20 protein-coding genes are annotated in these 23,660 nt (G+C 57.6%); 7 read left to right on the forward strand and 13 right to left on the reverse strand.

Annotated elements, in window-relative coordinates; all coding sequences use genetic code 11:
• Positions 1 to 24 precede the first annotated feature (24 nt).
• From nagZ to GbCGDNIH6_RS06435, 4 genes are read right to left on the reverse strand one after another with little or no spacing between them, the layout of a single operon-like run.
• Positions 25 to 1,071 carry a beta-N-acetylhexosaminidase gene (nagZ, locus tag GbCGDNIH6_RS06420; RefSeq protein WP_072563264.1) on the reverse strand — a complete coding sequence of 349 codons (1,047 nt, stop codon included), beginning with the start codon at positions 1,069 to 1,071 and terminating at the stop codon, positions 25 to 27.
• 9 nt (positions 1,072 to 1,080) lie between these two features.
• Positions 1,081 to 2,142, reverse strand: coding sequence for an SPOR domain-containing protein (locus GbCGDNIH6_RS06425; RefSeq protein ID WP_072563265.1), 1,062 nt, complete (start codon positions 2,140 to 2,142; stop codon positions 1,081 to 1,083).
• Positions 2,143 to 2,189: 47 nt separating this feature from the next.
• Complete coding sequence (gene argS / locus GbCGDNIH6_RS06430) at positions 2,190 to 3,965, reverse strand: arginine--tRNA ligase (protein ID WP_072564414.1); 1,776 nt, start codon at positions 3,963 to 3,965, stop codon at positions 2,190 to 2,192.
• A gap of 57 nt (positions 3,966 to 4,022) precedes the next feature.
• Positions 4,023 to 5,267 carry a deoxyguanosinetriphosphate triphosphohydrolase gene (locus GbCGDNIH6_RS06435; protein ID WP_095413394.1) on the reverse strand — a complete coding sequence of 415 codons (1,245 nt, stop codon included), beginning with the start codon at positions 5,265 to 5,267 and terminating at the stop codon, positions 4,023 to 4,025.
• 106 nt (positions 5,268 to 5,373) lie between these two features.
• On the opposite strand from GbCGDNIH6_RS06435, the gene erpA reads away from it, so the two are divergent.
• The 7 genes from erpA to GbCGDNIH6_RS06470 all read left to right on the forward strand — a co-directional run bounded on the left by erpA (position 5,374) and on the right by GbCGDNIH6_RS06470 (position 12,211).
• Positions 5,374 to 5,736, forward strand: a complete 363-nt coding sequence (gene erpA, locus GbCGDNIH6_RS06440) for an iron-sulfur cluster insertion protein ErpA (protein WP_072563266.1) — start codon at positions 5,374 to 5,376, stop codon at positions 5,734 to 5,736.
• Between the two features lie 48 nt (positions 5,737 to 5,784).
• Positions 5,785 to 6,558, forward strand: coding sequence for an exodeoxyribonuclease III (locus tag GbCGDNIH6_RS06445; RefSeq protein WP_072564416.1), 774 nt, complete (start codon positions 5,785 to 5,787; stop codon positions 6,556 to 6,558).
• 110 nt (positions 6,559 to 6,668) lie between these two features.
• A complete protein-coding gene (locus GbCGDNIH6_RS06450) occupies positions 6,669 to 8,015 on the forward strand; it encodes a sugar porter family MFS transporter (protein WP_072563267.1) in 1,347 nt (448 codons plus the stop codon).
• 71 nt (positions 8,016 to 8,086) lie between these two features.
• Positions 8,087 to 9,262 (forward strand): MFS transporter, encoded by a 1,176-nt coding sequence (locus GbCGDNIH6_RS06455; protein ID WP_072563268.1) that lies wholly within the window; start codon positions 8,087 to 8,089, stop codon positions 9,260 to 9,262.
• A 119-nt stretch (positions 9,263 to 9,381) separates the two neighbouring features.
• Positions 9,382 to 10,443, forward strand: a complete 1,062-nt coding sequence (locus GbCGDNIH6_RS06460; RefSeq protein WP_072563269.1) for an ABC transporter substrate-binding protein — start codon at positions 9,382 to 9,384, stop codon at positions 10,441 to 10,443.
• Entirely contained in the window at positions 10,440 to 11,432 is a 993-nt protein-coding gene (locus GbCGDNIH6_RS06465) for an ABC transporter permease (RefSeq protein ID WP_072563270.1), read from the forward strand. Before GbCGDNIH6_RS06460 ends, GbCGDNIH6_RS06465 begins: the two co-directional genes overlap by 4 nt.
• A complete protein-coding gene (locus GbCGDNIH6_RS06470; protein WP_072563271.1) occupies positions 11,426 to 12,211 on the forward strand; it encodes an ABC transporter ATP-binding protein in 786 nt (261 codons plus the stop codon). The genes GbCGDNIH6_RS06465 and GbCGDNIH6_RS06470 overlap by 7 nt, the downstream gene beginning before the upstream one ends.
• Positions 12,212 to 12,234: 23 nt before the next feature.
• On the opposite strand, the gene GbCGDNIH6_RS06475 is transcribed toward GbCGDNIH6_RS06470, so the two are convergent.
• The 9 genes from GbCGDNIH6_RS06475 to tsf form a co-directional block, all read right to left on the reverse strand.
• Positions 12,235 to 13,662: a TolC family protein gene (locus GbCGDNIH6_RS06475; RefSeq protein ID WP_072563272.1), complete on the reverse strand. Its 1,428-nt coding sequence runs from the start codon at positions 13,660 to 13,662 to the stop codon at positions 12,235 to 12,237.
• The gene (locus tag GbCGDNIH6_RS06480; protein ID WP_072563273.1) at positions 13,659 to 16,820 is read right to left on the reverse strand and encodes an efflux RND transporter permease subunit; all 3,162 of its coding nucleotides are present in this window, start codon (positions 16,818 to 16,820) and stop codon (positions 13,659 to 13,661) included. Before GbCGDNIH6_RS06480 ends, GbCGDNIH6_RS06475 begins: the two co-directional genes overlap by 4 nt.
• A gap of 4 nt (positions 16,821 to 16,824) precedes the next feature.
• Entirely contained in the window at positions 16,825 to 18,015 is a 1,191-nt protein-coding gene (locus GbCGDNIH6_RS06485) for an efflux RND transporter periplasmic adaptor subunit (RefSeq protein ID WP_081369996.1), read from the reverse strand.
• Between the two features lie 288 nt (positions 18,016 to 18,303).
• Positions 18,304 to 18,684 (reverse strand): cytochrome o ubiquinol oxidase subunit IV, encoded by a 381-nt coding sequence (cyoD, locus tag GbCGDNIH6_RS06490; RefSeq protein ID WP_072563275.1) that lies wholly within the window; start codon positions 18,682 to 18,684, stop codon positions 18,304 to 18,306.
• The gene (gene cyoC, locus GbCGDNIH6_RS06495) at positions 18,685 to 19,308 is read right to left on the reverse strand and encodes a cytochrome o ubiquinol oxidase subunit III (RefSeq protein WP_011631981.1); all 624 of its coding nucleotides are present in this window, start codon (positions 19,306 to 19,308) and stop codon (positions 18,685 to 18,687) included.
• Complete coding sequence (gene cyoB, locus GbCGDNIH6_RS06500) at positions 19,298 to 21,289, reverse strand: cytochrome o ubiquinol oxidase subunit I (RefSeq protein WP_072563276.1); 1,992 nt, start codon at positions 21,287 to 21,289, stop codon at positions 19,298 to 19,300. Before cyoB ends, cyoC begins: the two co-directional genes overlap by 11 nt.
• Positions 21,290 to 21,309: 20 nt before the next feature.
• Positions 21,310 to 22,203: a ubiquinol oxidase subunit II gene (cyoA, locus tag GbCGDNIH6_RS06505; RefSeq protein WP_198355721.1), complete on the reverse strand. Its 894-nt coding sequence runs from the start codon at positions 22,201 to 22,203 to the stop codon at positions 21,310 to 21,312.
• Positions 22,204 to 22,277: 74 nt separating this feature from the next.
• The gene (locus GbCGDNIH6_RS12680; RefSeq protein WP_269765622.1) at positions 22,278 to 22,406 is read right to left on the reverse strand and encodes a hypothetical protein; all 129 of its coding nucleotides are present in this window, start codon (positions 22,404 to 22,406) and stop codon (positions 22,278 to 22,280) included.
• Between the two features lie 303 nt (positions 22,407 to 22,709).
• Positions 22,710 to 23,624: a translation elongation factor Ts gene (gene tsf, locus GbCGDNIH6_RS06515; RefSeq protein ID WP_072563279.1), complete on the reverse strand. Its 915-nt coding sequence runs from the start codon at positions 23,622 to 23,624 to the stop codon at positions 22,710 to 22,712.
• Positions 23,625 to 23,660 lie beyond the last annotated feature (36 nt).

A 23,660-nucleotide genomic window follows, 5' to 3' on the forward strand; every position in this document is an offset into this window, starting at 1 on the left:
TGGGTGTAATCCGTCCGGCTGAAATCAGGCCGGGTGATGGCCTTCAGTCGGGTCTTTGGCGCGGATACCATCTTCCAGCAAGCCCAGTCGCTCTCTTTCCTGTGCCAGAGACTCCCCATCCGCGATGCTGATGGAAGCAACAGGCCGGGCAGCCAGCAGGGCATGAGCCTGATCCGTCAGGGACGGACAGCCTTCCAGAACCGCCTGTGTCTCCGCCTTCACGCCGGTGCAATGCAGTACCACGTCACATCCGGCTGCCAGTGTCTGACGGGTGAGAGAAACAGGATCACCACTCAGTGCCTTCATGGCGATATCATCGGAAACCAGCAGACCATTAAAACCGATGCGTTGCCGGATGATCTGCCCGATCACCACGGGAGATAATGTGGCCGGGCGGAGCCGGTCCCACGCTTCATAGAGAATATGCGCTGTCATCGCCCAGACGGGGAGGCCCACAAAACGCGCGGCATTGCAGGTGAAAGGCTCCAATTCCGCAGGAAGTTCATCAGGAACGACCGGCAATTCCAGATGACTATCAGCATGCGCGCGGCCATGACCCGGCACATGCTTCATCACAGGGCGCATGCCAGCCGCCAGCAGCCCTTCCATTACCGCCCCGCCCAACAGCGTGACCGTGCCGGGATCGGTGCCGTAAGCGCGATCCCCCACAATGTCATGGGCGCCCGGCACCAGCAGATCGAGCACCGGGGCACAGACCGCATCGAACCCCACTCCCGCACAGTCCAGCCCGATCAGTGCCCCGGTCAACCAGGCGGCACGCAACCCGGCTTCCTTATCTGCTTCATATAGACGGCCAATGACAGCAGCAGGCGGATGGGATCGCCAGTGAGGAGGCCGCAGCCGCGCCACACGCCCACCTTCCTGATCCACCAGCAAGGCTGCCTCCGAAGGCAGAATGGAACGCAGCCTTGCCGTCAGGGCCTTCAGCTGGGCAGGATCGCTGATATTGCGACGAAACAGGATGACACCGGCGGGACGCTGCGTGTGCAGCATGGCTTCCTCAGCCGGCGTGAGACTCAGGCCGGACAGGCCGATGATCGCAGCTTTCATATCCCTGCCTCAGAAAGTGGCGACCGAGCAGCCGCCACCTTTGGCCCTGACTTCAGCACAGAATGATTTTGCTGCTGCAACGTCGGCAAAGCCTCCGGTACGGAGACGCCAGTAGGTTTTACCATCATGCTCGGTCTTACTGATGCTCGGCTGGCGATGTCCCAGCAGATCCGGCATACGGCGGGACAAGCGGTTCCATTCACTATGCGCCGCATCCTCGCTGTTCAGCGCGGCCAGCTGCACCGTGACATGACCGTTTGAAGCAGGCGTGACGGACGGAGCAAGTTTGGCGTCGGCCTGCGGAGCCGTTTTTGATGGCGCCGCAGATGGCGGGGCAGATGGCGTTTCATCATCCGCATCTTCGGTGGTGACCGGCGGTTTGGGGGAGGCCGATAATTTTTGTTCCGTGGCCTTGCCCGTTACAGCAGGCGAGTCTGCCGTTGCTTTGGCACCGGGTGACGCAGAACCCTGTATGACGGGCTCCTCAGTCGTTTCGGAACCACTGACAGGAGGCAAAGGCTGCGGTGCAGCAGGCGGAGCCAGACGGCCCGGCATGGGGGCTTCCGGCTTGGGGGCCAGAGATTCCGGTGCATCATCACTCGCACCAGACAAAATGGCATCATCGGCACCGGATATCTGCATACCGCCGGGATTGGCTGGCTTTACGCGCAATGGACGGTTATCGGCCTCGATCACCGGAACCGGCCCACCCGTACCTTGCACCAGCGACCACAGGCCGATGAAACCGACCAGCGCCACACCGATAGCGCCTGCCGCCATCACCAGCTTGCGCGTGGCGGGATCAAGCCCTCCGCCACCGGTTACACGGCGGCTGGAGCGGTAGGCGGTTTCTTCCTCCACCCCCGGCAGCAGATCGTCAGTCGGGCGGGTGCGTAGATCCTCCCGCTGAAGGTCGATCCGGGGCATACGGAAACCCTCCGGACCGCCCATGGCCTCACCATCATCGCTATAGACGTGGTTTGGATCAAAACGCGGCGCTTGCCGAACTCTTGGCCGATCAGACGCCAGACCGCGAGGATCTGGACTTTCGTTGGGGGTATGATCCGGCATCGTCGCCTGTTCCGTTCATTCGCCGCACGCTGCGGAGGAAACTCCCCTCAGCGCATTTCATTCACCGGTGCCACGCCCATGACGGCCAGCCCCGACCGGATGACGATGGCGGCAGCCTCGACCAAAGCAAGCCGTGCCGTTGTCTCTGTGGTACGGTCCTGCTGGATAAAGCGCAAGGTTGCATCGTCCCGGCCCTTGTTCCAGAGCATATGAAAATCGCCCGCCAACTCATAGAGAAAAAACGCAATTCTATGAGGCTCTCTGGCCTGTGCGGCGGCCTCGACAATCCGTGGCCACCCGGCCAGACGGCGGATCAGGGTCAGTTCGGCATCGGAGGTCAGGCTGTCGAGCGCGGCATGGCGCAATGCCTCCGGTTGCGTGGTCAGCCCCTGCTCCGCCGCCATGCGCAGAACCGAGCAGCAGCGTGCATGCGCGTATTGCACATAGAAAACCGGGTTTTCCCGCGTCTGGGCCAGAGCCTGATCCAGATCGAACTCCATCTGCGCATCGCTTTTGCGGGTCAGCATGGTGAAGCGTACGGCATCACGGCCCACTTCCTCCAGCAGATCACGCAGCGTGACATAGGTTCCTGCGCGTTTGCTCATCCGCACGGGCTGTCCGTCCCGAACCACATGGACAATCTGGCACAGCACGGCCTCATAGATCGCCTGCGGGGCAATGGCGCGCATGGCCGCCTTCACACGCGGCACATAACCGCCATGATCGGCCCCCAGCACGTCTACCACGATATCCGCACGGGCGGCCTTGTCGGCGTGATAGGCGATGTCATTGGCAAAATATGTGTTGGTGCCGTCTGATTTTCTCAGCGGACGATCAACGTCATCGCCGAAGGAGGTCGAGCGGAACAAGGTCTGTTCGCGCGGCTCCCAGTCATCCGGGGTCTTGCCTTTCGGCGGCTCCAGTACACCCTCATAGATCAGCCCGTCCTGCTGCAACCGCTCGATCGCGGCATCCGCAGCACCAGACTGCAACAAAGCAAGCTCAGAGGAAAACACATCGGGGTGAACGCCGAGCAGATCCAGATCCTCGCGGATCGACGTCATCATTTGCGCCACGGTGAATTCCCGCACGGTATTCAGCCACAATGCAGGGTCAGCCACGGTGGTGCCGGGACCGGCCAGCGTATCGCCATGAATCTTGGCGAGTTCCTCCCCGACCGGAACCAGATAATCGCCGCGATATTGCAGCCCGCATGGAACCTGTGCCGCATACTCATCCTCGGTCAGGGCCGTGCCAAGCGCCTGCAGGTAACGCCAGTAAGCTGCCCATGCCAGTGCGATCACCTGGGCGCCTGCATCGTTGATGTAATATTCCTTCGTCACCGTGTAGCCCGCCTTGCCCATCAGATTGGCAAGAGCATCCCCCACCACGGCACCACGGCAATGACCGATATGCATCGGGCCGGTCGGGTTGGCGGATACGTATTCGATGTTGACACGCTTTCCGTATCCGGCACTCCCGTCACCATAACGGATACCAGCCTCCAGAATGGCCGGAATTCGCATCCGCCACGCTTCGGCACGCAGATGCATGTTGACGAAGCCCGGGCCCGCCGGTTCGGCACGCTCGATTTCCGTAATCCCGGCCAATTCAGCCGACAGGGCCTCCGCCAGAACACGGGGCGGTTTTCCAGCAGGTTTTGCCGCGATCATCGCCGCATTGGTCGCCATATCGCCATGCAGAGGATCGCGGGTGGGCGTGACCTCCACCCGTGCCGTCAGTTCCGCGGGAAGATCGGGCACAACGCGGGCCAAAGCTTCCAGAACATGGGTGCGGATCAGGGCGTAGATGTCATCGGCCATGGAATTGGGTGTCTCGATCAGTGTACGTTTGGGCAGCAATATTGTATGGTGGCTGTCTCAGCCGGGAACGGACAGGTCCGTCAAGCGCCGATGTTCTTCAGCGGCGAAACGATCGGTCATACCGGCGATATAATCACAGACCGTGCGGGCTGCCCGCTCTGAGCCGGTGGAGCCGCCTCCCCGCACCCGCCATTCGCCGGGTAACAGGGTCGGGTCGTCATGCAAGATGCGGAACAGATCAGCCGTAACCCTGCGCGCCTTGACGGTCATGCGATTGACTCGCCAGTGACGATACATACGGGCAAACAGGAAGTCCTTGATGACCCTGTTGGCTTCCGCCATGCGGGGGCTGAAGGCAACTACGGCCTCACTGGCGCGGCGGATATCACTGGCACTAGCTGGATTGAGCTGAGCAATCCGGCCACGTGTTTCCGTGATCATATCCCGTACCAACGTATCGATCACACGCCGGATCGTCTCATGCCGCAGACGGGGCGGCGGCACATCCAGACTGGTCTTTCTGGCAGCCTCCAATGCCTCCCCCACCACCGGCAGATGGGCGATGTCATCGAACCCGAACAACTGGGCACGAATACCATCGTCCAGATCATGGGAGTGATAGGCTATATCATCCGACATGGCGGCAATCTGCGCCTCGACCGAGGCATAGCTATCCAGTTCAAGATCATACAGCGCGTTATATTCCGCGACATAAGGCGGAGGCCGATGCAGCGGACCGTTATGCTTGGCCAGACCTTCCAGCGTTTCCCATGTCAGGTTCAGCCCATCAAAGGGCGCGTAGCGGTTTTCCAGCCTCGTCACAACCCGCAACGACTGCGCATTGTGATCGAAGCCACCGAACGGCTTCATTCCGACCTGCAAAGCGTCCTCGCCGGCATGGCCGAAAGGGGGGTGGCCGAGGTCATGGGCCAGAGCCAGCGTTTCCGCCAAATCTTCATCGACATCCAGAGCACGGGCCATGGAACGGGCAATCTGCGCTACCTCCAGACTGTGGGTCAGCCGGGTACGAAAGAAATCACCCTCATGATTGACGAAAACCTGCGTCTTGTATTGCAGCTTGCGAAAGGCGGCGCTGTGGATGATCCGGTCCCGATCACGTTGCCAGGGGCTGCGCATCTGGCTTTCCGGCTCGGGGTAGAGCCTGCCCCGTGCGGTTTCCAGCCGTACCGCCCATGGCGCAAGGCCGCTGCGCTGGAAAGCGCGGCTTTCCGGCGGATAAAGCCAGTCCGCTGCACAGGGTTGAATGGCCGAGAATGGGTGATCCGGTCCAGTTTCGTTCATGAGTCAAGGGACTAGCACTGCCACCAGCCACCGCACCAGCACCCGATCAATGCAGAGCCGATGAAAAGCGTCTTGCAGTCCGGGTTTCTTCGCTTATTTTCATGGGATGGACGCATTCGAAACCTCTCCTGACATTTCTTCCTCCGGCTCGGCAGCAGGGTTCGGAGTATCGGCCTCTGCCGCCGCACGCATTGCCGAAGTTGCACAGGGGCAGGCCCTGCGCGTTTCCGTGCTGGCAGGAGGATGCAGCGGTTTCCAGTATCAGTTTGCTCTGGATGGGCAGCGGGCCGATGATGATGTCGTTATCGAGCGCGACGGAGCAGTCGTTCTGGTCGATCCGGCGAGTCTGGAATTTTTGGCCGGCGCCGAACTCGATTACAAGGATGCGCTGATGGGCAGCCATTTCACCATCCGCAACCCGAATGCGACCGCCTCCTGCGGCTGCGGTACCAGCTTCTCGGTTGACTGATCATCCGATAGCCGATCGACACCGTCTTTCAAAAAAGTAGCATTGCCCGTGAAAATCGCCACCTGGAATGTGAACTCCATCAGGCAGCGGGAGGGGCATGTGCTGTCCTGGCTGGAGCGGAATCAGCCGGACATCCTGTTGTTGCAGGAAATCAAATGCGAAACCGCTGCTTTTCCTGCAAAGGCTTTTGCCAAACTGGGATATCAGGCCGAGGCAGTGGGGCAAAAAGCCTATAATGGAGTGGCTGTCCTGTCCCGCGTGCCGTTTGAGGTCACACAGCGCGCCCTCCCGTGCCTTCCCCCCGACGATGCACAGGCGCGCTATATCGAGATCAGAGCGCTGAACACCATCATCGGCAATCTCTACCTGCCAAACGGCAACAGTGGGGGGGAAACCGGATACGCCTACAAGCTTGGCTGGATGGAGCATCTTGCACAGCATGCAGCCAGCCTGCTGGCCGCCGGCGAAGACCTCATTCTCGCGGGAGATTACAATGTCTGCCCGACCGAGGAGGATTATGCACCCGGTGCCCTGCCTCCGGAGGATGCCTTGCTGCGGCCAGAAACAAGGGCTCGGTTCCGATCATTGCTCTGGCTGGGCCTGACCGATGCCGTGCGGGCACTGCGGCCATCGGGACAGATTTATACGTTCTGGGATTATCAGGCGGGTGCGTGGCCGCGTGACCGGGGACTGCGTATCGACCACGCCTTGTTATCAAGCCGCATGGCAGAACGGCTGATCGAAGCCCTTCCTGACCGGGGCGAACGTGATCAGCCGCAGCCTTCAGACCATGTTCCGGTCATGATATCGTTCGAGCCTTGAGCTTTTATCCGCAAGCCGCCACAACGCTATGACTGAAAAATGACCTGATCAGCAGCCCGGCCAATCGGGATGCCTCCCAACAGGCTGTCAGGCAGAGAGGGGAAGCGGATATGAATTTTACATTCATGGTGATTGTGGCAGCTCTTGGCGGCCTTTTGTTCGGCTATGACACGGGTGTCATTTCCGGAGCGCTGCCTTTCCTTCGGGAAGACTTCAACCTTGATTCCTGGAGCGAAAGTCTGGTCGCCGCCATCACTCTTGCAGGTGCCACGCTGGGGGCTATGGCGGGGGGAAGTCTTGCCGACCGGTTTGGTCGGCGCCTGATGATTTTAATTACCTCCGTGCTGTTTATTGTCGGTGCTGTCCTCTCGGCCTTCGCCGGGAGCGTTTTGGTTCTGGCGACTGGCCGCCTGATCGTCGGGCTTGCCATTGGCGTGTCATCACTCATCACGCCGCTCTATCTGTCGGAAATTGCTCCTGCCTCACGGAGAGGCGGAATGGTGTCGATGAACCAGTTTTTCATCACCCTTGGTATTCTGGTGGCGTTTCTGGTGGATTACGCCTTTTCCTTTTCCCGTGCATGGTCGTGGATGCTGGGGCTTGGCGCTGTACCAGGCATAATCCTGTTTCTGGGAATGCTCGCTTTGCCGGAAAGCCCACGCTGGCTGCTGAAAAACGGGCAGCCTGATCAGGCTGCTGATGCATTGCGGCAGTTGATGGGGAAAGAGCAGGCAGAAGGAGAGTTCAAAAGTCTGGATCATTTCATGCAGACAGAGCTAGCGTCCGAGAAAACTGCCAACAAAGTTTCTATTTTCAATGATCGACGTTATCGCCTGCCTCTCGTGATCGGGGTTGGTCTGGCCGTGCTGCAACAGGTCACCGGTATCAACACAGTCATCTATTTCGGCCCACAGATTTTCAGTGCGGCGGGTATTGGCGATCATTCCGCCTCCATTCTTGCCAATGTGCTGATCGGCGTCGTCAACGTCGGTATGACAATCATTGCCATGCGCCTGATGGACCGGGCCGGACGCCGTTCCCTGCTCATGAATGGTCTGCTCGGTATGACGATTGGCCTGCTGTTGCTTGCTTTCGGCTTCTGGATCGGCACATCCGGCCCAGGAGGAGCATCCGCCTGGATCGCCATTGCCGCCTTGTCGATCTACATCGCCGCTTTCGCCATTGGCATGGGACCGGTTTTCTGGCTGATCATCAGCGAGATATTCCCCCTCCATGCGCGAGGGCGTGGCATGGCGGTGGCGACAGTCGCCAACTGGGGTTCCAACGCCATTGTCGCCTATACTTTCCTGCCAATGCTCAACAGTTTGGGGATCATCTCTACCTTTCTGATTTTTGCCCTCATGTCGGTGGTATCCATTTTCTTTACGATCCGCTTCGTGCCGGAAACGACCGGGCAAACCCTGGAGGACATTGAGCGGAGCATGAGTGCTTCCTGATCCTTCCATATTGTGCAGCGCACAAATTTGCGCTGCATTCATATCAGGATGGGTAAAGGGATCTGATCGACGTGCGTTTTTCTTTGCTGGCTCTTGCTGTCGCCTCCTTCGGAATTGGAACAACCGAGTTCGTCATCATGGGGCTGCTGCCCGATGTGGCAAAAAGCCTGGATGTCAGCATCCCCAAGGCCGGCCTACTGGTGACGGGATATGCCCTTGCTGTCACCTTCGGTTCGCCATTACTGGCAATTGCCACAGCTCGTCTGCCAAGGCGCTCAACGCTGATGGGCCTGATGGGGATATTCATCCTCGGCAACATTTTGTGCGGCCTCGCCGGCAATTATACCCTTCTGATGCTGGCACGGATTTTCACGGCGCTGGCCCATGGGGCATTTTTCGGCATCGGCTCTGTCGTTGCTTCCCAGATCGTGCCGCGTCATCAGCGTGCACAAGCTGTCGCCATGATGTTTTCCGGCCTGACATTGGCAAATGTGCTGGGCGTACCGCTTGGTACCCTGCTTGGACAATGGGCCGGATGGCGCGCTACTTTCTGGGTCGTCTCAGCCATTGGCGTCATAGCCTTTACGGCTCTGGCTATATGGGTTCCTGCTGTTCCGGCAGAGCGGGGCGTTAATATGCTGGCAGAGTTCAAAACCCTCCGGCGACCACAGGTGCTGCTGACCATGCTGATCAGCGTGATCTGCTCCGTCAGCCTGTTCACGGTCTATACCTACATTACCCCTCTGCTTGAGCAGGTCACCGGTTTTTCAGACCGTACTGTCACCATCGCCCTGCTCCTGTTCGGTGTCGGGTTGACAGGGGGGAATTATATTGGTGGCCGGCTGGCGGACTGGAAGCTGATGCCTTCCATCGTCGGATTACTGATCGCCCTGATCATGGTGTTGCTTCTGTTTACCAGGACGGTCCTCAACCCTGCGCTGGCCATTGCAACCATGATCGTATGGGGCGCCATCGCGTTCGCTTTGGTCTCTCCCCTGCAATTGAGAGTGGTTGATCAGGCCGTGGACGCCCGTAATCTGGCATCTACCCTTAATCAGGGAGCCTTCAATCTCGGCAATGCAACCGGGGCGTGGCTTGGAGGGGTGATGCTGTCATGGGGATTCGGGTACCGGACCCTGCCCCCTCTGGGAGCCGCTATTGCCTTACTGGCTCTGGGCTTGACGCTTTATGCGATCAGGGTGGAGCACGCCCATACGGCCCACACCCGGCCCTGCGGCCAGCGCTGAGACGCATTGCAACAGAAAACGTTGCACAAGCGGAGAAATACCGTTAACCGCGTCCATTCAACACAATTTACTACTTACTCAGAGTAAAATATAAATTCCACAAAAATGGATGTCAGAAAATGCATTACCTGAAGCCCATCAAGCGCAGAAGCCTTCTTCAGGCTGCCGGTATGGCGCTTCCTGTCGGATTGCTGGGCAGAACTGGCTTGGCCGCTACTGAGCAGGAGACACCTGACCATGGAGCACACCAGCACGATAGCACCGGCTCTCCAGCATTCGCATTGCCAGAGCCGAAAAAACTGCGTGTGACCTGGAATGCGAATTCAGTATGTACAGTCAGCGTTCCGGCAGCAGCGGAGAGGGGTATTTTCAAAAAATACAATCTTGATGTGGAATTGATTAATTTCGGTGGCTCAACGGATCAGCTTCTGGAAGCGATTGCTACCGGGAAAGCCGATGCAGGTGTCGGCATGACCCTGCGCTGGCTGAAGCCTCTGGAGCAGGGATTCGATGTGCGGATTACCAGTGGTATTCATGGTGGCTGCATGCGTCTGCTGGCACCGAAGGATTCAACCATCCGCAGCGTGGCTGATCTGCGCGGGCAGACAATCGGCACCAGTGATCTGGCCGCTCCCGACAAAAACTTTTTCACTATTCTGGCATATCAGCAGGGTGTTCCTGCAGATTCCATCGACTGGCGTGCTTATCCCGCCGATCTGCTCAGCGTGGCGCTTAAGAAAGGTGAAGTGAAGGCAATTTCCCTCAACGATCCACTGGCTTGGCTGATCAAGGAGCGGGAGGGCCTGGTGGAGATCGCTACCAACCTGACCTCTCCCTATCAACACAGCGTCTGCTGCATTCTTGGTATCCGAGGCAGCATGGTGCGTGATGACAGGGCAGCAGCAAGAGCACTGACCGCAGCCCTGCGGGAAAGTCAGGAATGGGCCGCCGCTCATCCAGCCGAGGCTGCCGCGATTTATGCAGCCCATTCCGGCAAGGTGAAAGTAGAACAGGTCGAAATCATGCTGCGCTCTCACACCCAACATCATATGCCGAGCGGACAGGCGCTGGAGCAGGAAATCATCACCTATGCCGCCGCACTGCGTGATATCGGTGTGATTCGCAGCCGTACCGATCCAGAGCGTTTCGCAAAACAAATTACAGCAGATGTTCTGTCATGACAGGTTCCGCTTCCGCATTTTCCAGCCAGCCCGGCATTCTTTTGGGTCGCAGCCGTGCTGCATTCTGGGTCATTGGCTTGATGGCCGCCTTGGTGTGGGGGATCGATGGCGCCCTGATCCAGTTCTGGCCAGATGCGGATGATCTTGGCCGGAGCGACTGTCTGGCTGCTGGTGCCACGGGGATAGCAGCATTTCTGCTGCTTCTGTCCCTGAGCAACCGGGTTCCAGCCAGACTGCGCTATATCGGCCCATGGCTGGTGGTGTTGGCCCTGCTGCTGGGAGCATGGGAACTTATCACGGCAAAGCTCAACCTGCTGCCACGCCCGTTTTTTGCTGCTCCACAATCTATTCTGGAAGTCTACACCGATGATTGGCCACGGCTGGGTAACAGCGTCGGACACTCCCTGATCCTGCTCGGTCTTGGCTACGGTCTTGGCGCTGCAACCGGTTTCGTGACCGGGGTTGCCATCGGTTGGTCACGTGCCGTGGGATACTGGGCGCATCCGGTGCTGCGCCTGCTCGGCCCATTGCCTGCCACAGCATGGCTGCCACTGGCATTTTTCTTTTTTCCGTCCAGCTTCAGCGCAAGCATTTTTCTGATTGCCCTTGCCTCAGGCTTCCCGGTGGCCGTGCTGACCTGGTCCGGGGTTTCCAGCGTTGCTGCCGCCTATTACGATATCGCCCGCACACTGGGCGCGAAACCGCGTTTTCTGGTGCTGAAAGTAGCCATCCCGGCAGCAATGCCCTCCGTATTCGTCGGTTTGTTTATGGGGCTTGGTGCCTCCTTCTCGGTACTGGTCGTCGCTGAAATGATGGGGGTCAAGGCAGGGCTTGGCTGGTATCTGACCTGGGCACAAGGCTGGGCAGCCTATGCCAACATGTATGCGGCACTGCTGCTGATGGCTCTGATGTGCTCCGGATTGATCGCCCTGCTGTTCCGGTTGCGCGACAGAGTACTCAGTTGGCAGAAAGGATTGGTGAAATGGTAAATCCCGCCCTGACATCCCCTTCAGCCGGTCTGGATTTACAGATTCAGGCCATCTCACATTCTTTCCCCGGCAAGACCGGTCCGCTGCCGGTTCTGCAGGATGTTCAGTTGAATCTGGAACCGGGCAGTTTCGTTGCCCTGCTCGGTCCGAGCGGATGCGGAAAATCTACCTTGCTGCGTCTCGTCGCCGGGCTGGAACCGCCAGTACAGGGTCACATCCTGGCGGATGGCACCCCGATAACCGGACCTGATCCCAGCCGGGTAGTCGTGTTTCAGGATCCCACCCTCTATCCATGGCGTACTGTTGAAGCCAATGTCGGACTGGGGCCGGAGGCGCGTGGAACACTGCATCAGGATCGACACCGTATCCGCGATGCGCTGCAACGGGTGGGGCTGGCGGAATTTGCCGATTCCTATCCGCATCAGCTTTCCGGCGGCATGGCACAGCGTGCGGCACTGGCAAGGGCTTTGGTCAACGATCCGCGTTTGCTGATCCTGGATGAACCGCTTGGCAAACTGGACAGCCTGACACGCCTGACCATGCAGGGGGAAATCCAGCGTCTGTGGCAGAATGCAGGGTTCACGGTCCTGCTCGTCACCCACGACATTGAAGAAGCTCTGCTGCTATCCGAGCGCGTGATCGTGTTCAGTGATCGGCCCGCAACGGTATTAGCGGATCTGGCGGTGGACCGGCCCTATCCCCGCCATCGGGATGATGCACAGCTGGTCTCGCTCAGAAAAGAAATTCTCGGATTGCTGGGGATGGAACGATCCTGGTAACCATCCCTTCCCCATCCTCTCCCTTACCGGGAAGATGGGGAAGGCTCAGATAGCTTCTGATGGGCCACAACGGGCGTCACCATAGCCGCTGACAGACCGGGCAATACACCCATAGCCTGATTGAGACGCGCGCGGGCACGGCCAAGCTCGACCTCCGCCCGTGCATCGGCCTCCAGCGCGTCGGACAGAAGCCGCCTGACCTGATAAAGATTATAGAGCGTGGCCTCACCGGCCTCGAATGATAAACGCGCACTGGCGAGCTGCTTTCTGGCGACATCCAGACGCTCCCGCGCAATCCCTGCGGAGATTTTAGCCCGTTCCAACACGTTCTCCGCTCTGCGAATGGCCAGGCCGAGAACACGGCGGTGCTGGGTCCATTCCACCGTTGCCCGGGTCAACCCCGCCTGGGCCGCCGCCCGGCGTGGTATGTTGCGGGCTTCGGTGGCCAACGGAACCCTCAGCCGGAAACCGAATGAGGTTCCTTCCTCCGACATGACACCGCCCTGCTGCGATGAATACAGGCTCACCTCAGGATTTTCGCGCAAGGTCGTATTCACATAGCGTATCTGGGCACGCGCTGCCTCGATACCCGCCAGCGCAAGCTGGATCAGCGGGTGATCATCCAGCTTTCTGTCAGTTGCAACCGGCTCTGAAGCGACCAGTGGCTCATCACCGCCGGTGATGGTGCTGTAAACAGAACGGAGCCTTTCCGCTTCCATCCGCGCGCGCGACAGATCCAGGTCAGCCGCAAGGGTTTCATTTTCGCCGAACAATGTATCCTGTGCCGAAAGATCACCGAAATGGGCGCGGCGTTCGACATCTTTCTGGATTGCCTGCGCAGTTTCCAGACGCTGTTCCGCAACATGCACATTCAGCATGGCCAGGACAGCATCCCACCATGTCTCACGTAGCTCCCCTGCCAGTTGCAGAGCCCGCTCCGTCGCGCGGCGTTCAGCCTGCAACAAATCGGCGTCTACCTGTTGACCAAACGCCTGACGCTGCCCGGGCAACCAGAGCGGAGCGCCGAACTCCACATCCGTCTGCCATACCTTTCGGGGGCCTCGCGTATCCATACGGCCACCGATGCCGACGGATGGAGATCCCGCAATGGGTATGCTGGTGGTTGCATGTCTGGCATCAACCGCCAACACCTCGGCCTGTAAGGAGATATATTCAGGATCAAGCGACAGTGCACGCAGCAGATGACGCGCAAATAGGGTTTCGGAAATGATGGCAGGCTGACTGTCCGACACTGATTTCGAAACCGGTTTTTGAAGAGTGCCCCGGTGATGAGAGGTTTCTGAGCCAGAGTGTCCAGTCTGATCTTCTGCCGCCTGCGCCGTTTCAGAAATGCCACTCAGATCAGCTCCCACCGCACCAATCAATGTGGCAGCCGAGATAAGGGCAACAGTCAGAGGGCTGAGCGAGGAGTGGTACTTCCTGAATATCATTCGGGACTCTCCGAAGCACCTTTCTTTACCCCTGCCCCCTCTGCCGCAGCCCGTGCAGCTTTGGGCAAGGCAAAACGGTCGTAAAGAATGGGCAGCAGCACGAGCGTCAATGTCGTAGCCGTCACCAGACCGCCAATGACCACAACAGCAAGAGGACGCTGAATTTCCGATCCCGGCCCTTCCGCATAAAGAAAAGGCACCAGACCAAATGCAGCAATGGTCGCCGTTAGAGAAACCGGGGTCATGCGGCGTTTCGTTCCCTCAAGCACGGCAGTGCGCAGAGGCAGCCTCAACTCATATTGCAGCCGGTTAATATAGCTGATCAGAACGACACCATTCAGAACCGCAATCCCGATCAAAGCAATAAACCCGACCGATGCAGGAACCGAGAGAAACTCCCCGGAAATCCACAATCCGATAATACCGCCAATCGCGGCAAATGGCACGTTGCAGAAAACTAAGGTTGCCTGCCGCACGGAACCGAATGTCAGATAGAGCAACAGGAAAATCAGCCCAAGGGCAATCGGCACCACCATAGCCAGACGTGCTGATGCACGTTGCTGATTTTCAAACTGGCCACCCCATTCAAGTCGGTAGGCTGGAGGAATAGATACTTTCTTTTCGACAGCTGCCTGGGCTTCGGCCACGAACCCGACCAGATCCCGCCCATGCACATTGGCGAGCACGGTCTGAAAACGTTGTGCCTGTTCACGAACAACCTGCACAGGACCTTCTGTTTCCTTGATCTGCGCCACCTGTGAAAGCTGCACGGTACTGCCAGCCCGGCCCGGCAGAGCGATCTGAACTCGTCCGAAATCGGCCACCGACTGCCGCAGGCTCTGCTCACCCCGTACGACAAGGGGAATCCTGACTTCTCCCGGCTCCAGAACCTCACCGACATCGGTGCCATCCACCCATACTCTCAGGGCACGCTGCACGTCTTTCAGATCAAGCCCGAAGCGGCCCGCTGCCAACCGGTCGACAGTGACCGACAGATATTTCATCCCTTCATTACGCAGCGCATACACATCTGAAGCCCCGTAAATATTGCTGATAACGGCGGCAATATCCTTGCCGATCCGGTTCAGCTCATTCAGGTCGGAGCCGAAAATCTTGACCACCACGTCACCACGGGCGCCAATCACCATTTCCTGCACACGCATCTCGATCGGCTGTGCAATCTGATAGGAGATGCCGGGGATTTGCTCCATCACCCCGCGTATCTGCTCAATCAGCCAGTCAGGATCCGGCTTGCGCCATTTATCCCGAGGGGCCAGCGTCAGAAACATGTCTGTATCGTTCAACCCGACCGGATCAATACCCAACTCATCCGCCCCAGTACGGGCATGAATACCAACCACCTCCGGCACCTGCGCCATCAAAATCTTTTCAACCCGGTTATCCAGTTCTGCCGCCTCCAGAACAGAAATGGATGGATGCGTGCGCACACTCAGAACCGGATTTCCTTCATCCATGCTCGGCACAAAAGTGGAACCGATCCCGCCAAATGCCAGAAAAGCCCCCACGACACCGCAGCCAACCACGCCCACGACATAAAGCGGACGGTCAATGATCCATTCCAGAAACGGATCGTAAAATCGGTGCAGCCATCGCACCAGCAAGGGATCCACGGGATGACCATGCGCATCCTTTTTGCCTCCGCCTCGCAAAACCATGGCAGACAGCACCGGAACCACTGTCAGAGACAGCAGCAATGCGGCACACAACGCAAACGTGATGGTGAGTGCCACCGGAGAGAACATCTTGCCTTCCAACCCCTGCAAAGCCAGCAGCGGCATGAAGACGGTCACGATGATGATGACACCCGATACCAGCGGCACGACCACTTCACGCGTTGATTCCGCCACCAGTCGCAGACGTTGCGGAAAAGTCGGCGGCCTGGCAGCTTCCGTGAAACGGTGCGATGCGTTTTCCACCACCACGACGGCACAATCCACCAGCAGACCAATGGCGATTGCAAGACCACCCAGCGACATGATGTTTGCGGACAGACCCCAAAGCCGCATGACCCCAAAGGTCACCAGCACCGCCAGCGGCAGAATAATCGACACGACCAAAGCCGGGCGCAGACCGCCGAGAAACAGCAACAGCAGCACAACAACCAGCGTTACGGCTTCCAACAGCACACGCTGCACCGTCCAGACAGCCTTGCCGATCAGTTCGCTACGGTCATAATAAATCTCGATATGCGCGCCTTTGGGCAGCAGAGGCTTGATTTCCTCCAGCTTGGCTTTCACACCATCAACGACCGTACGGGCATTGGCACCTGCAAGACCAAGAACGGTTGCCCATACCGCTTCTCCCTTCGCATTGGCCACCACAACGCCATTGCGAGGCAGGGAGCCATATCGGACCTCTGCTACATCCTCGACACGGATAATGCCATTGGGGCGCGAAGCCAGAACAATGGAGCGCAGATCATTCAATGTCTCGATCCGGCCGGAAACACTGACCAGCAAGGCTTCCTCGCCATCCTCGATCCGCCCTGCACCATCATTTCCGTTATTGGCCTCGATCGTATCGAGCAGCTGCTTGACAGTAATGCCATGTGCCGCCAATGCCGCCGTGTTCGGCACAACCTCATAGGTGCGTGACAGGCCACCCATGGAGTTCAGATCTGCCACCCCCGGTAAACCACGGATACGCGGACGGATGACCCAGTCAATCAGATGACGCTGCTGCTGAAGATCAAGACCACCGCCGGTGATCGTAAACATCAGCATTTCGCCCAGCGGCGTGACAATCGGTGCCAGTCCACCCGAAACGCCTGGCGGCAATTGCGCTTTGATGTCCGAGAGTCTCTCTGCGACCTGCTGCCGCGCCCAGTAAACATCCACGCCATCGGCAAATTCAAAGGTCAGCAATGCGACTGAGTAACGTGTGGTCGAACGCATCATCACCAGATAAGGAATCCCCTTGATTCCGAGTTCGATCGGAACGGTGACGCGCTGCTCCAGCTCCTCCGGCGTCAAACCGGAGGCTTTCATCGATACGATCACCTGTGTCGGTGAGACATCCGGAAACGCATCAATGGGCAGGTTCTGATAGGCGTTGGCACCCCATACGGCCAGAGCCACCGCCAGAAGCAGAACAATCAGGCGCTGTTTCAGCGCAAATTCAACCAGTCGGGCGAGCATCGGATCAGCTACCGTCCGCTTTGGTCAGCTCTGCCAACAAGGGCAACATGCCTTCGACAGCTACGTTATCCTGCACTGACAGATGACCGCGGATCGATGTGTAGGTGGATGTTTCACCTATAACGGTGACTGGCTGGGCCCGAAAACCACCATCGGTCTGCACAAATACCCAGTTGTGATTGTGATGCCTGATGACCGCCCCTACTGGCACGCGCCATTGCGGCATTCCTGATTGCTCAAGCTGGACGGACACCGTGACAGCCTGACCAGGCCGCAGCCCTTCGGTACCCTGCGTTATTTCCGCCGTCGCCGATGTAGCCTGCGTGGTTGGATCGACACTGCGTCCGACGCGAATAACCTGACCCTGCCCACCAAAAGTCGATACGGACACCTTGTTCCCCGGTGCCAGAGAAGCAGCCCGGGCCAGCGGAACCTGCAGATGCACCCACAAAGGATTAAGATGAGCAATGGTGAAAAGAGGTGCCGCCTGCGCCACTCTTTCGCCAGCCATACTCTGCCGCTGCAAAACGGTGCCGGAAACTGGTGCAATGATCGTCAAGGTCGGAGAAATTGTGCGGTTTTTTTTCAGGACTGCAATATTCGCCGCATCCATCCCCAGCAAAGACAACATCTGCAACCGCTCATCAAGGCGGGACCGCGCAAAAGATGCTTCAGCGCGGGTCGTTAGCAGGCGGCGTTCGGGAATAATATGCTCCCTGAACATGGCTTCATCGCGCGTCAACCGTTCCTCAGCCAATGTGGCACCAGCCTCGGCTTCAAGATAAAGGCGTTGTGCCTCCACCAGCTCCGTGCTGCGGAGAATAGCGATCGGCTGACCCTGCTGTACCATTTCATCCGGGTCGACCAGGACTGTTTCTATCAGACCTCCGGCAGGTGCTGCGACCACTCTTACCTGACGAGGAGGAGCCTGTACGACGCCCTGAAGAGTTGCCTCGGTCATCCCGGTCTCGGGAGTGACCTTTGCGACTTCTATACCGGCCGCCTGAATCTCCTCTTTACCGAGTTTGAGGAGAATGGGTTTCCGATCACTCTCGGCAGCGTAAAGAGTGGTGGCTAAAAGAAGTAATGACAGCAGAGTGACAAGAAATAAAGGTTTTCTCGACCAGCCGGACATAAAGCAAGACACACAGTGGGATAAACAGGACCGGAATGTCACGCAGTATTGCTCCTGCATATTTTAAATACGGCCATAGAAATTTCCGGCCAGTCCAGCGTGTATGATCGCAGAGCTTTTAGAGAGGAAATGAGTGTTGCTCTGAATAGTCTGAATCAGGTTTTCTCCCACTGAGTATATATTGTGTGCAGCGCAACATCAACATGAAGGGATCAGTAGGAGAGGAATAATACACCGCCAGTAAGCTGTTTTCTCTGTCTCTCGACATAACCTGAAACAGGCAGCCGCGCACAGGGCAATAAAAAACCCCGCCTGGAAGCGGGGTTTTTCTGAATAATCAGTGCATTTTCAATGCGCTGCAGGCTGCGTTACCAGAGAAGGTGTGGCCGGTCCATGATCCATCCGGCTTGTCAGATTGTACATGATCCAGATCGAGCCGGAAACGAGGATCAGCAGCACGACCACGGAAAACACAAATGCCGTCACGTTCCAGCGCTGTTCGGAGGAAGCATTCATGTGCAGGAAAAACACCAGATGCACCAGAATCTGAATAACCGCCAGGGCGGCAACGCCCGGAAGGATCAGATGCTCTGGTATCAGTTTGTAAGCGACGATCAGAAATGCCGCCGCGGTCAGGATCACCGACAGAATAAAGCCGGTGATATAGGAGCCAACGCTGCCATGGCTTGAACCATGGTCAGACGCACCATGCGCATGTGCGGTGGCCATTTACAGCACTCCTGCCAGATAGACGAAGCTGAAGACGCAGATCCAGACAATGTCCAGAAAGTGCCAGAACAGGCTAAGGCAGGTCAGACGGCTCATATAAGCCGGCGTCAGCCCTTTTTTCAGCACACCAAGCTGAAACACCAGCACCGCCATCCACAACAGACCACATGTTACGTGCAGCCCATGCGTTCCAACCAAGGTGAAGAACGCGGACAGGAATGCACTGCGATCCGGCCCGGCCCCTTCGGCGATCAGATGAGAAAACTCCTTGACTTCCATTAGAAGGAAGCCAAGGCCGAACAGGAAAGTTACTCCCAGCCACTGCAGCGTTCCGCCCAGCCGATGCTTGTGCGCCTGAAGCATCGCGAAACCATAGGTGATGCTGCTGAACAGCAGCAGGGCGGTTTCGATTGCGACGTCCTTGAGATCGAAAATCTCCTGACCTGTCGGCCCCCCCGCAAACTGCGAGCGGGCGACGGCAAAGGCTGCGAACAGACCGGAGAACAGGATGCAGTCCGTCATCAGGTAGAGCCAGAAGCCGAAAACGGTCTTTCCATGCTCGTCGTGATGCGCGTGCTCAGGACTGGCCGGAGGATCCTGAATGGCCAGCGGTTCAGTCAGCATGCTGAAGGTCTCCCTGCACCGATTTGCGGAGATTGGCGTCCTCAATCCGGGCCACATCTGCAGCCGGCACGTAATAGTCGATATCGTCGTTACAGGTTCTGATAATCAGGGTCAGCATACCGCCGATAACACCCAGAATAGCCATCCACCAGATCTGCCACACCATGCCAAAGCCGAAGAGGAAGGCAAATATGCCGATGATGAAACCCGCAGGCGTGTTCCGCGGCATATGAATGTCTTCGTAATGCGGCCGCGCCAGACGACGCTGAGCCTGGAAGGTTTCACTCCACAGCGGCTCTGCATCGTCCACTTCCGGAACAATGGCAAAGTTATAGAACGGGGGTGGAGAAGCAGTCGCCCATTCCAGAGTCGGACCTTTCCAAGGATCACCGGTCAGATCGGCGTTACGCTTGCGGTCACGCAGGCTGACGACGAACTGCATCAGCTGACATCCGATGCCGGCGAAAATAACCACTGCACCGATGAAGGCGATGATCATCCAGGGCGTCCAGGCCGGATTGTCGTAGTGGTTCATGCGGCGGGTAGCACCCATGAAGCCCAGCACGTAAAGCGGCATAAAGGCCAGATAGAAGCCGACCAGCCAGCACCAGAAAGCACGCTTGCCCCAAGTTTCGTCCAGCTTGAAGCCAAACATTTTCGGGAACCAGTAATTATATCCGGCCACGTAACCAAACAGCACGCCACCAATGATCACGTTATGGAAGTGTGCGATCAGGAACAGGCTGTTATGCAGCAGGAAGTCCGCACCGGGCACTGCCATCAACACGCCCGTCATACCACCGATGACAAAGGTGCAGATAAAGCCGATCGTCCACAGCATCGGAGCCGTAAAACGCACCCGCCCGCCATACATGGTGAACACCCAGTTGAACACTTTCACCCCGGTCGGGATGGAAATGATCATGGTGGTGATGCCAAAGAAAGCATTCACGTCAGGGCCTGCACCCATGGTGAAGAAGTGATGCAGCCAGACAATAAAGGAAAGAATGGTAATCGCCACAGTGGCGTAAACCATCGAGGTATAGCCGAACAGCTTTTTGCTGGAGAACGTTGCGGTGATTTCAGAAAAAATGCCGAACGCCGGCAAAACAAGAATATACACCTCGGGATGACCCCAGGCCCAGATGAGATTGACGTACATCATCTGGTTACCGCCACCATCAGTGGTGAAGAAATGCATACCAAGATAGCGGTCGAGACTGAGCAGAGCCAGCGTCACCGTCAGGATCGGGAAGGCTGCCATGATCAGTACGTTGGAACAAAGACTGGTCCAGCTGAAAATCGGCATTTTCATGAACGTCATGCCCGGCCCACGCATACGCAGGATGGTGACAAAGAAGTTTACACCGCTCAGCAATGTGCCGATGCCAGAAATCTGAAGCGCCCAGATATAGTAATCGACGCCGACATCCGGGCTGTACTGAAGTTCAGAGAGCGGCGGATAGGCCAGCCAGCCAGCCCGGGAAAATTCGCCGATCGCGAGAGACACATTGATCAACACGGCAGACATGGCGGTCAGCCAGAAGCTCAATGAGTTCAAGAAGGGAAAAGCCACGTCCCGTGCGCCAATCTGCAACGGCACAACCACGTTCATCAGCCCGATCACGAAAGGCATCGCCATGAAGAAAATCATGATGGTGCCGTGGGCGGAGAAAATCTGGTCGTAATGTTCCGGCGGCAGATAGCCTGGTTTGTCGCCGGATGCCAGGGCAAGCTGGGAGCGCATCATGATCGCATCCGCAAAGCCGCGCAGCAGCATGATATGGGCCAGCACGAGGTACATCACGCCGATACGCTTGTGATCGACGGATGTTAGCCATTCAGTCCAGAGGTATTTCCACTTCCCGAAATAGGTAATGGCCCCCAACACAGCGAGAGCAGCCAGAATCATGCCACTCACAGCGCCCATGACGATCGGCACATCGAACGGGATGGACGATAACGTTAATTTGCCAAGCATTGTTTGTCCTCGTTCGCCCGTCACATGCCCTCGTGGGACATGCTCATGTGGGGCTGATAGCCATGAATGATATGGCTGAAGAGACCGGGCTCCACCTTGGAGTAATAAGCGACAGGATTTTTCTCGCTCGGCTTGGCAAGCTCGGAATAAGTCTTCAGGTCGAGTGTGGTGCCGGACTGACGCGCTTTCTGCACCCAGTCGTCAAAGCCCTTCTGATCGGTGGCAATGACCTTGAAGCGCATGTCGGAGAAGCCATCACCGTTAAAATTCGCGGCCAGCCCATCATAGGTTCCTGCACGATCGGCAATCAGATGAAGCTTGGTTTCCATTCCTGTCATGGCATAGATTTGGCTGCCCAGCTGCGGAATGAAGAAGTCATTCATGACGGAATCAGATGTGATGGAGAACTCAACCGGTGTGTTCAGCGGCATTGCCATCTGATTGACCGTCGCAATTCCCTGTTCGGGATAGATGAACATCCACTTCCAGTCCAGGGCGACGACCTCAATCTTCAAAGGCTTGCCGGCGACATCAAGCGGCTTGTAGGGATCAAGCTCGTGCGTTGTGCGCCAGGTGATCGCTGCCAGCACGATGATGATTGCACAGGGAACCGACCAGACGATGATTTCAAGCACCGTCGAATGGTGCCAGTTCGGACGGTAGATCGCGTTTCTGTTAGAAGCTCGATATTTCCAGGCAAACAGGAATGTCATAAAAATGACAGGAACCACGACCAGCAGCATCAGTGCGGTGGAAACCAGGATCAGATTCTTTTCCGCCCGTCCGATAGCACCGGCCGGATCCATCAGATCCAGCTTGCATCCCATCAACAGAAGGGTGGGAAGCAAGCCGATACAGGCTGAGATACGCGAAGACCTTCTTCGGCTCATTGGCACTCTCTTACTCTTCTGCATGCGCAAACGCGCCGGCGCAGCGACAGCTAAAACCACTCTATCATGAACGGCACGACATTTTCAGGCCATGTGCGTCATTTTTCCGGAACTGACGCGCCACGGCCCATAATCTCATCGATGGTGAGAGCAGACAGGTGGACATAGATCTCGTCCATCGGCATTTCCCCCTCATTCGTCAACTCGGACAATTTGTCACAGGGCATGCAAACACTCTCCTTCTTGACGTAGACACAGAAGGTAGACAAGCCATTTTCCGCCTGCACGTTCGTCATTGCGGGTCTTATCTCATCAGATTATTGCCATCATCGGCCCTCACTTAAACCATCTCCCGATGACGCGCCCTTTATATTCTTATTCATCCCGCAGCTTCAGAGTCTCCTCCCCATCGTGTATCGGGCAGATTACATACAAAAGCCCGCCCCATTTTTGTGGGACGGGCGATGATATTATTCATGGAGGCTGATAAAACTCAGCTTTCCCGTGTCAGATGGATGGTCTTCGGTCGATCAGGCAAGACCGGCCGCAGCAGCAACTTCAGCAGCGAAGTCACTTTCGGGCCCTTTTTCGACACCTTCGCCGAGTTGGAAACGGGCGAAGCCGGTCAGTTTGGCGCCGGCATTCTTCACGATGGCCTTTACACGGCTTTCACCATCATGCACCCAGACCTGCTCCAGCAGCACCACTTCCTCGTAATACTTGCGGATACGGCCTTCGACCATCTTCTCGATAATGGCCTCCGGCTTACCGGAGGCACGGGCCTGCTCGGTTAACACGGCCTTCTCGCGCTCCAGAGCGGCTGGATCGACGCTGTCCGTGTCCAGAGAATGCGGATTAGCAGCCGCAACCTGCATACCAACCTGACGGCCCAGCGTTTCCAGAGCAGAAATCTCCGAAGCGCTTTCCACGGCCACCAGCACGCCGATCTTGCCAAGCCCAGGCTTCACCGGGCTGTGGATATAGGAGGCAACAACACCCTGCGGCACCGACAGGACGCGGGCACGACGGATGTTCATGTTTTCGCCGATCGTCGCCACCAGATGCGTCAGCTGCTCGGCCACGGTGCGCTCGGTGCCAGGATAGGGCGCGGCCTTGATGGCTTCCACATCTTCACCAACCGTCAGCGCAACCTTGGCGGCTTCGGTCACAAACGCCTGGAACAGCTCGTTACGAGCCACGAAATCGGTCTCGGCATTGACTTCGACCATAGCGGCAGTCTGGGGAGCGCTCGCAACACCGACCAGACCTTCAGCCGCAACGCGACCGGACTTCTTGGCAGCGGCGGAAAGGCCCTTTTTGCGCAGCCAGTCAATGGCTGCTTCCAGATCGCCATTGGTTTCTGACAGCGCCTTCTTGCAGTCCATCATGCCAGCGCCGGTCGTCTCGCGCAGCTCTTTGACGAGGGCGGCGGTAATCTCGGCCATGGGAAACTCCTCAAGCAGAAATGAATCAGGGGGGCG

The organism is Granulibacter bethesdensis (assembly GCF_001889525.1).
Lineage (GTDB): Bacteria > Pseudomonadota > Alphaproteobacteria > Acetobacterales > Acetobacteraceae > Granulibacter > Granulibacter bethesdensis_C.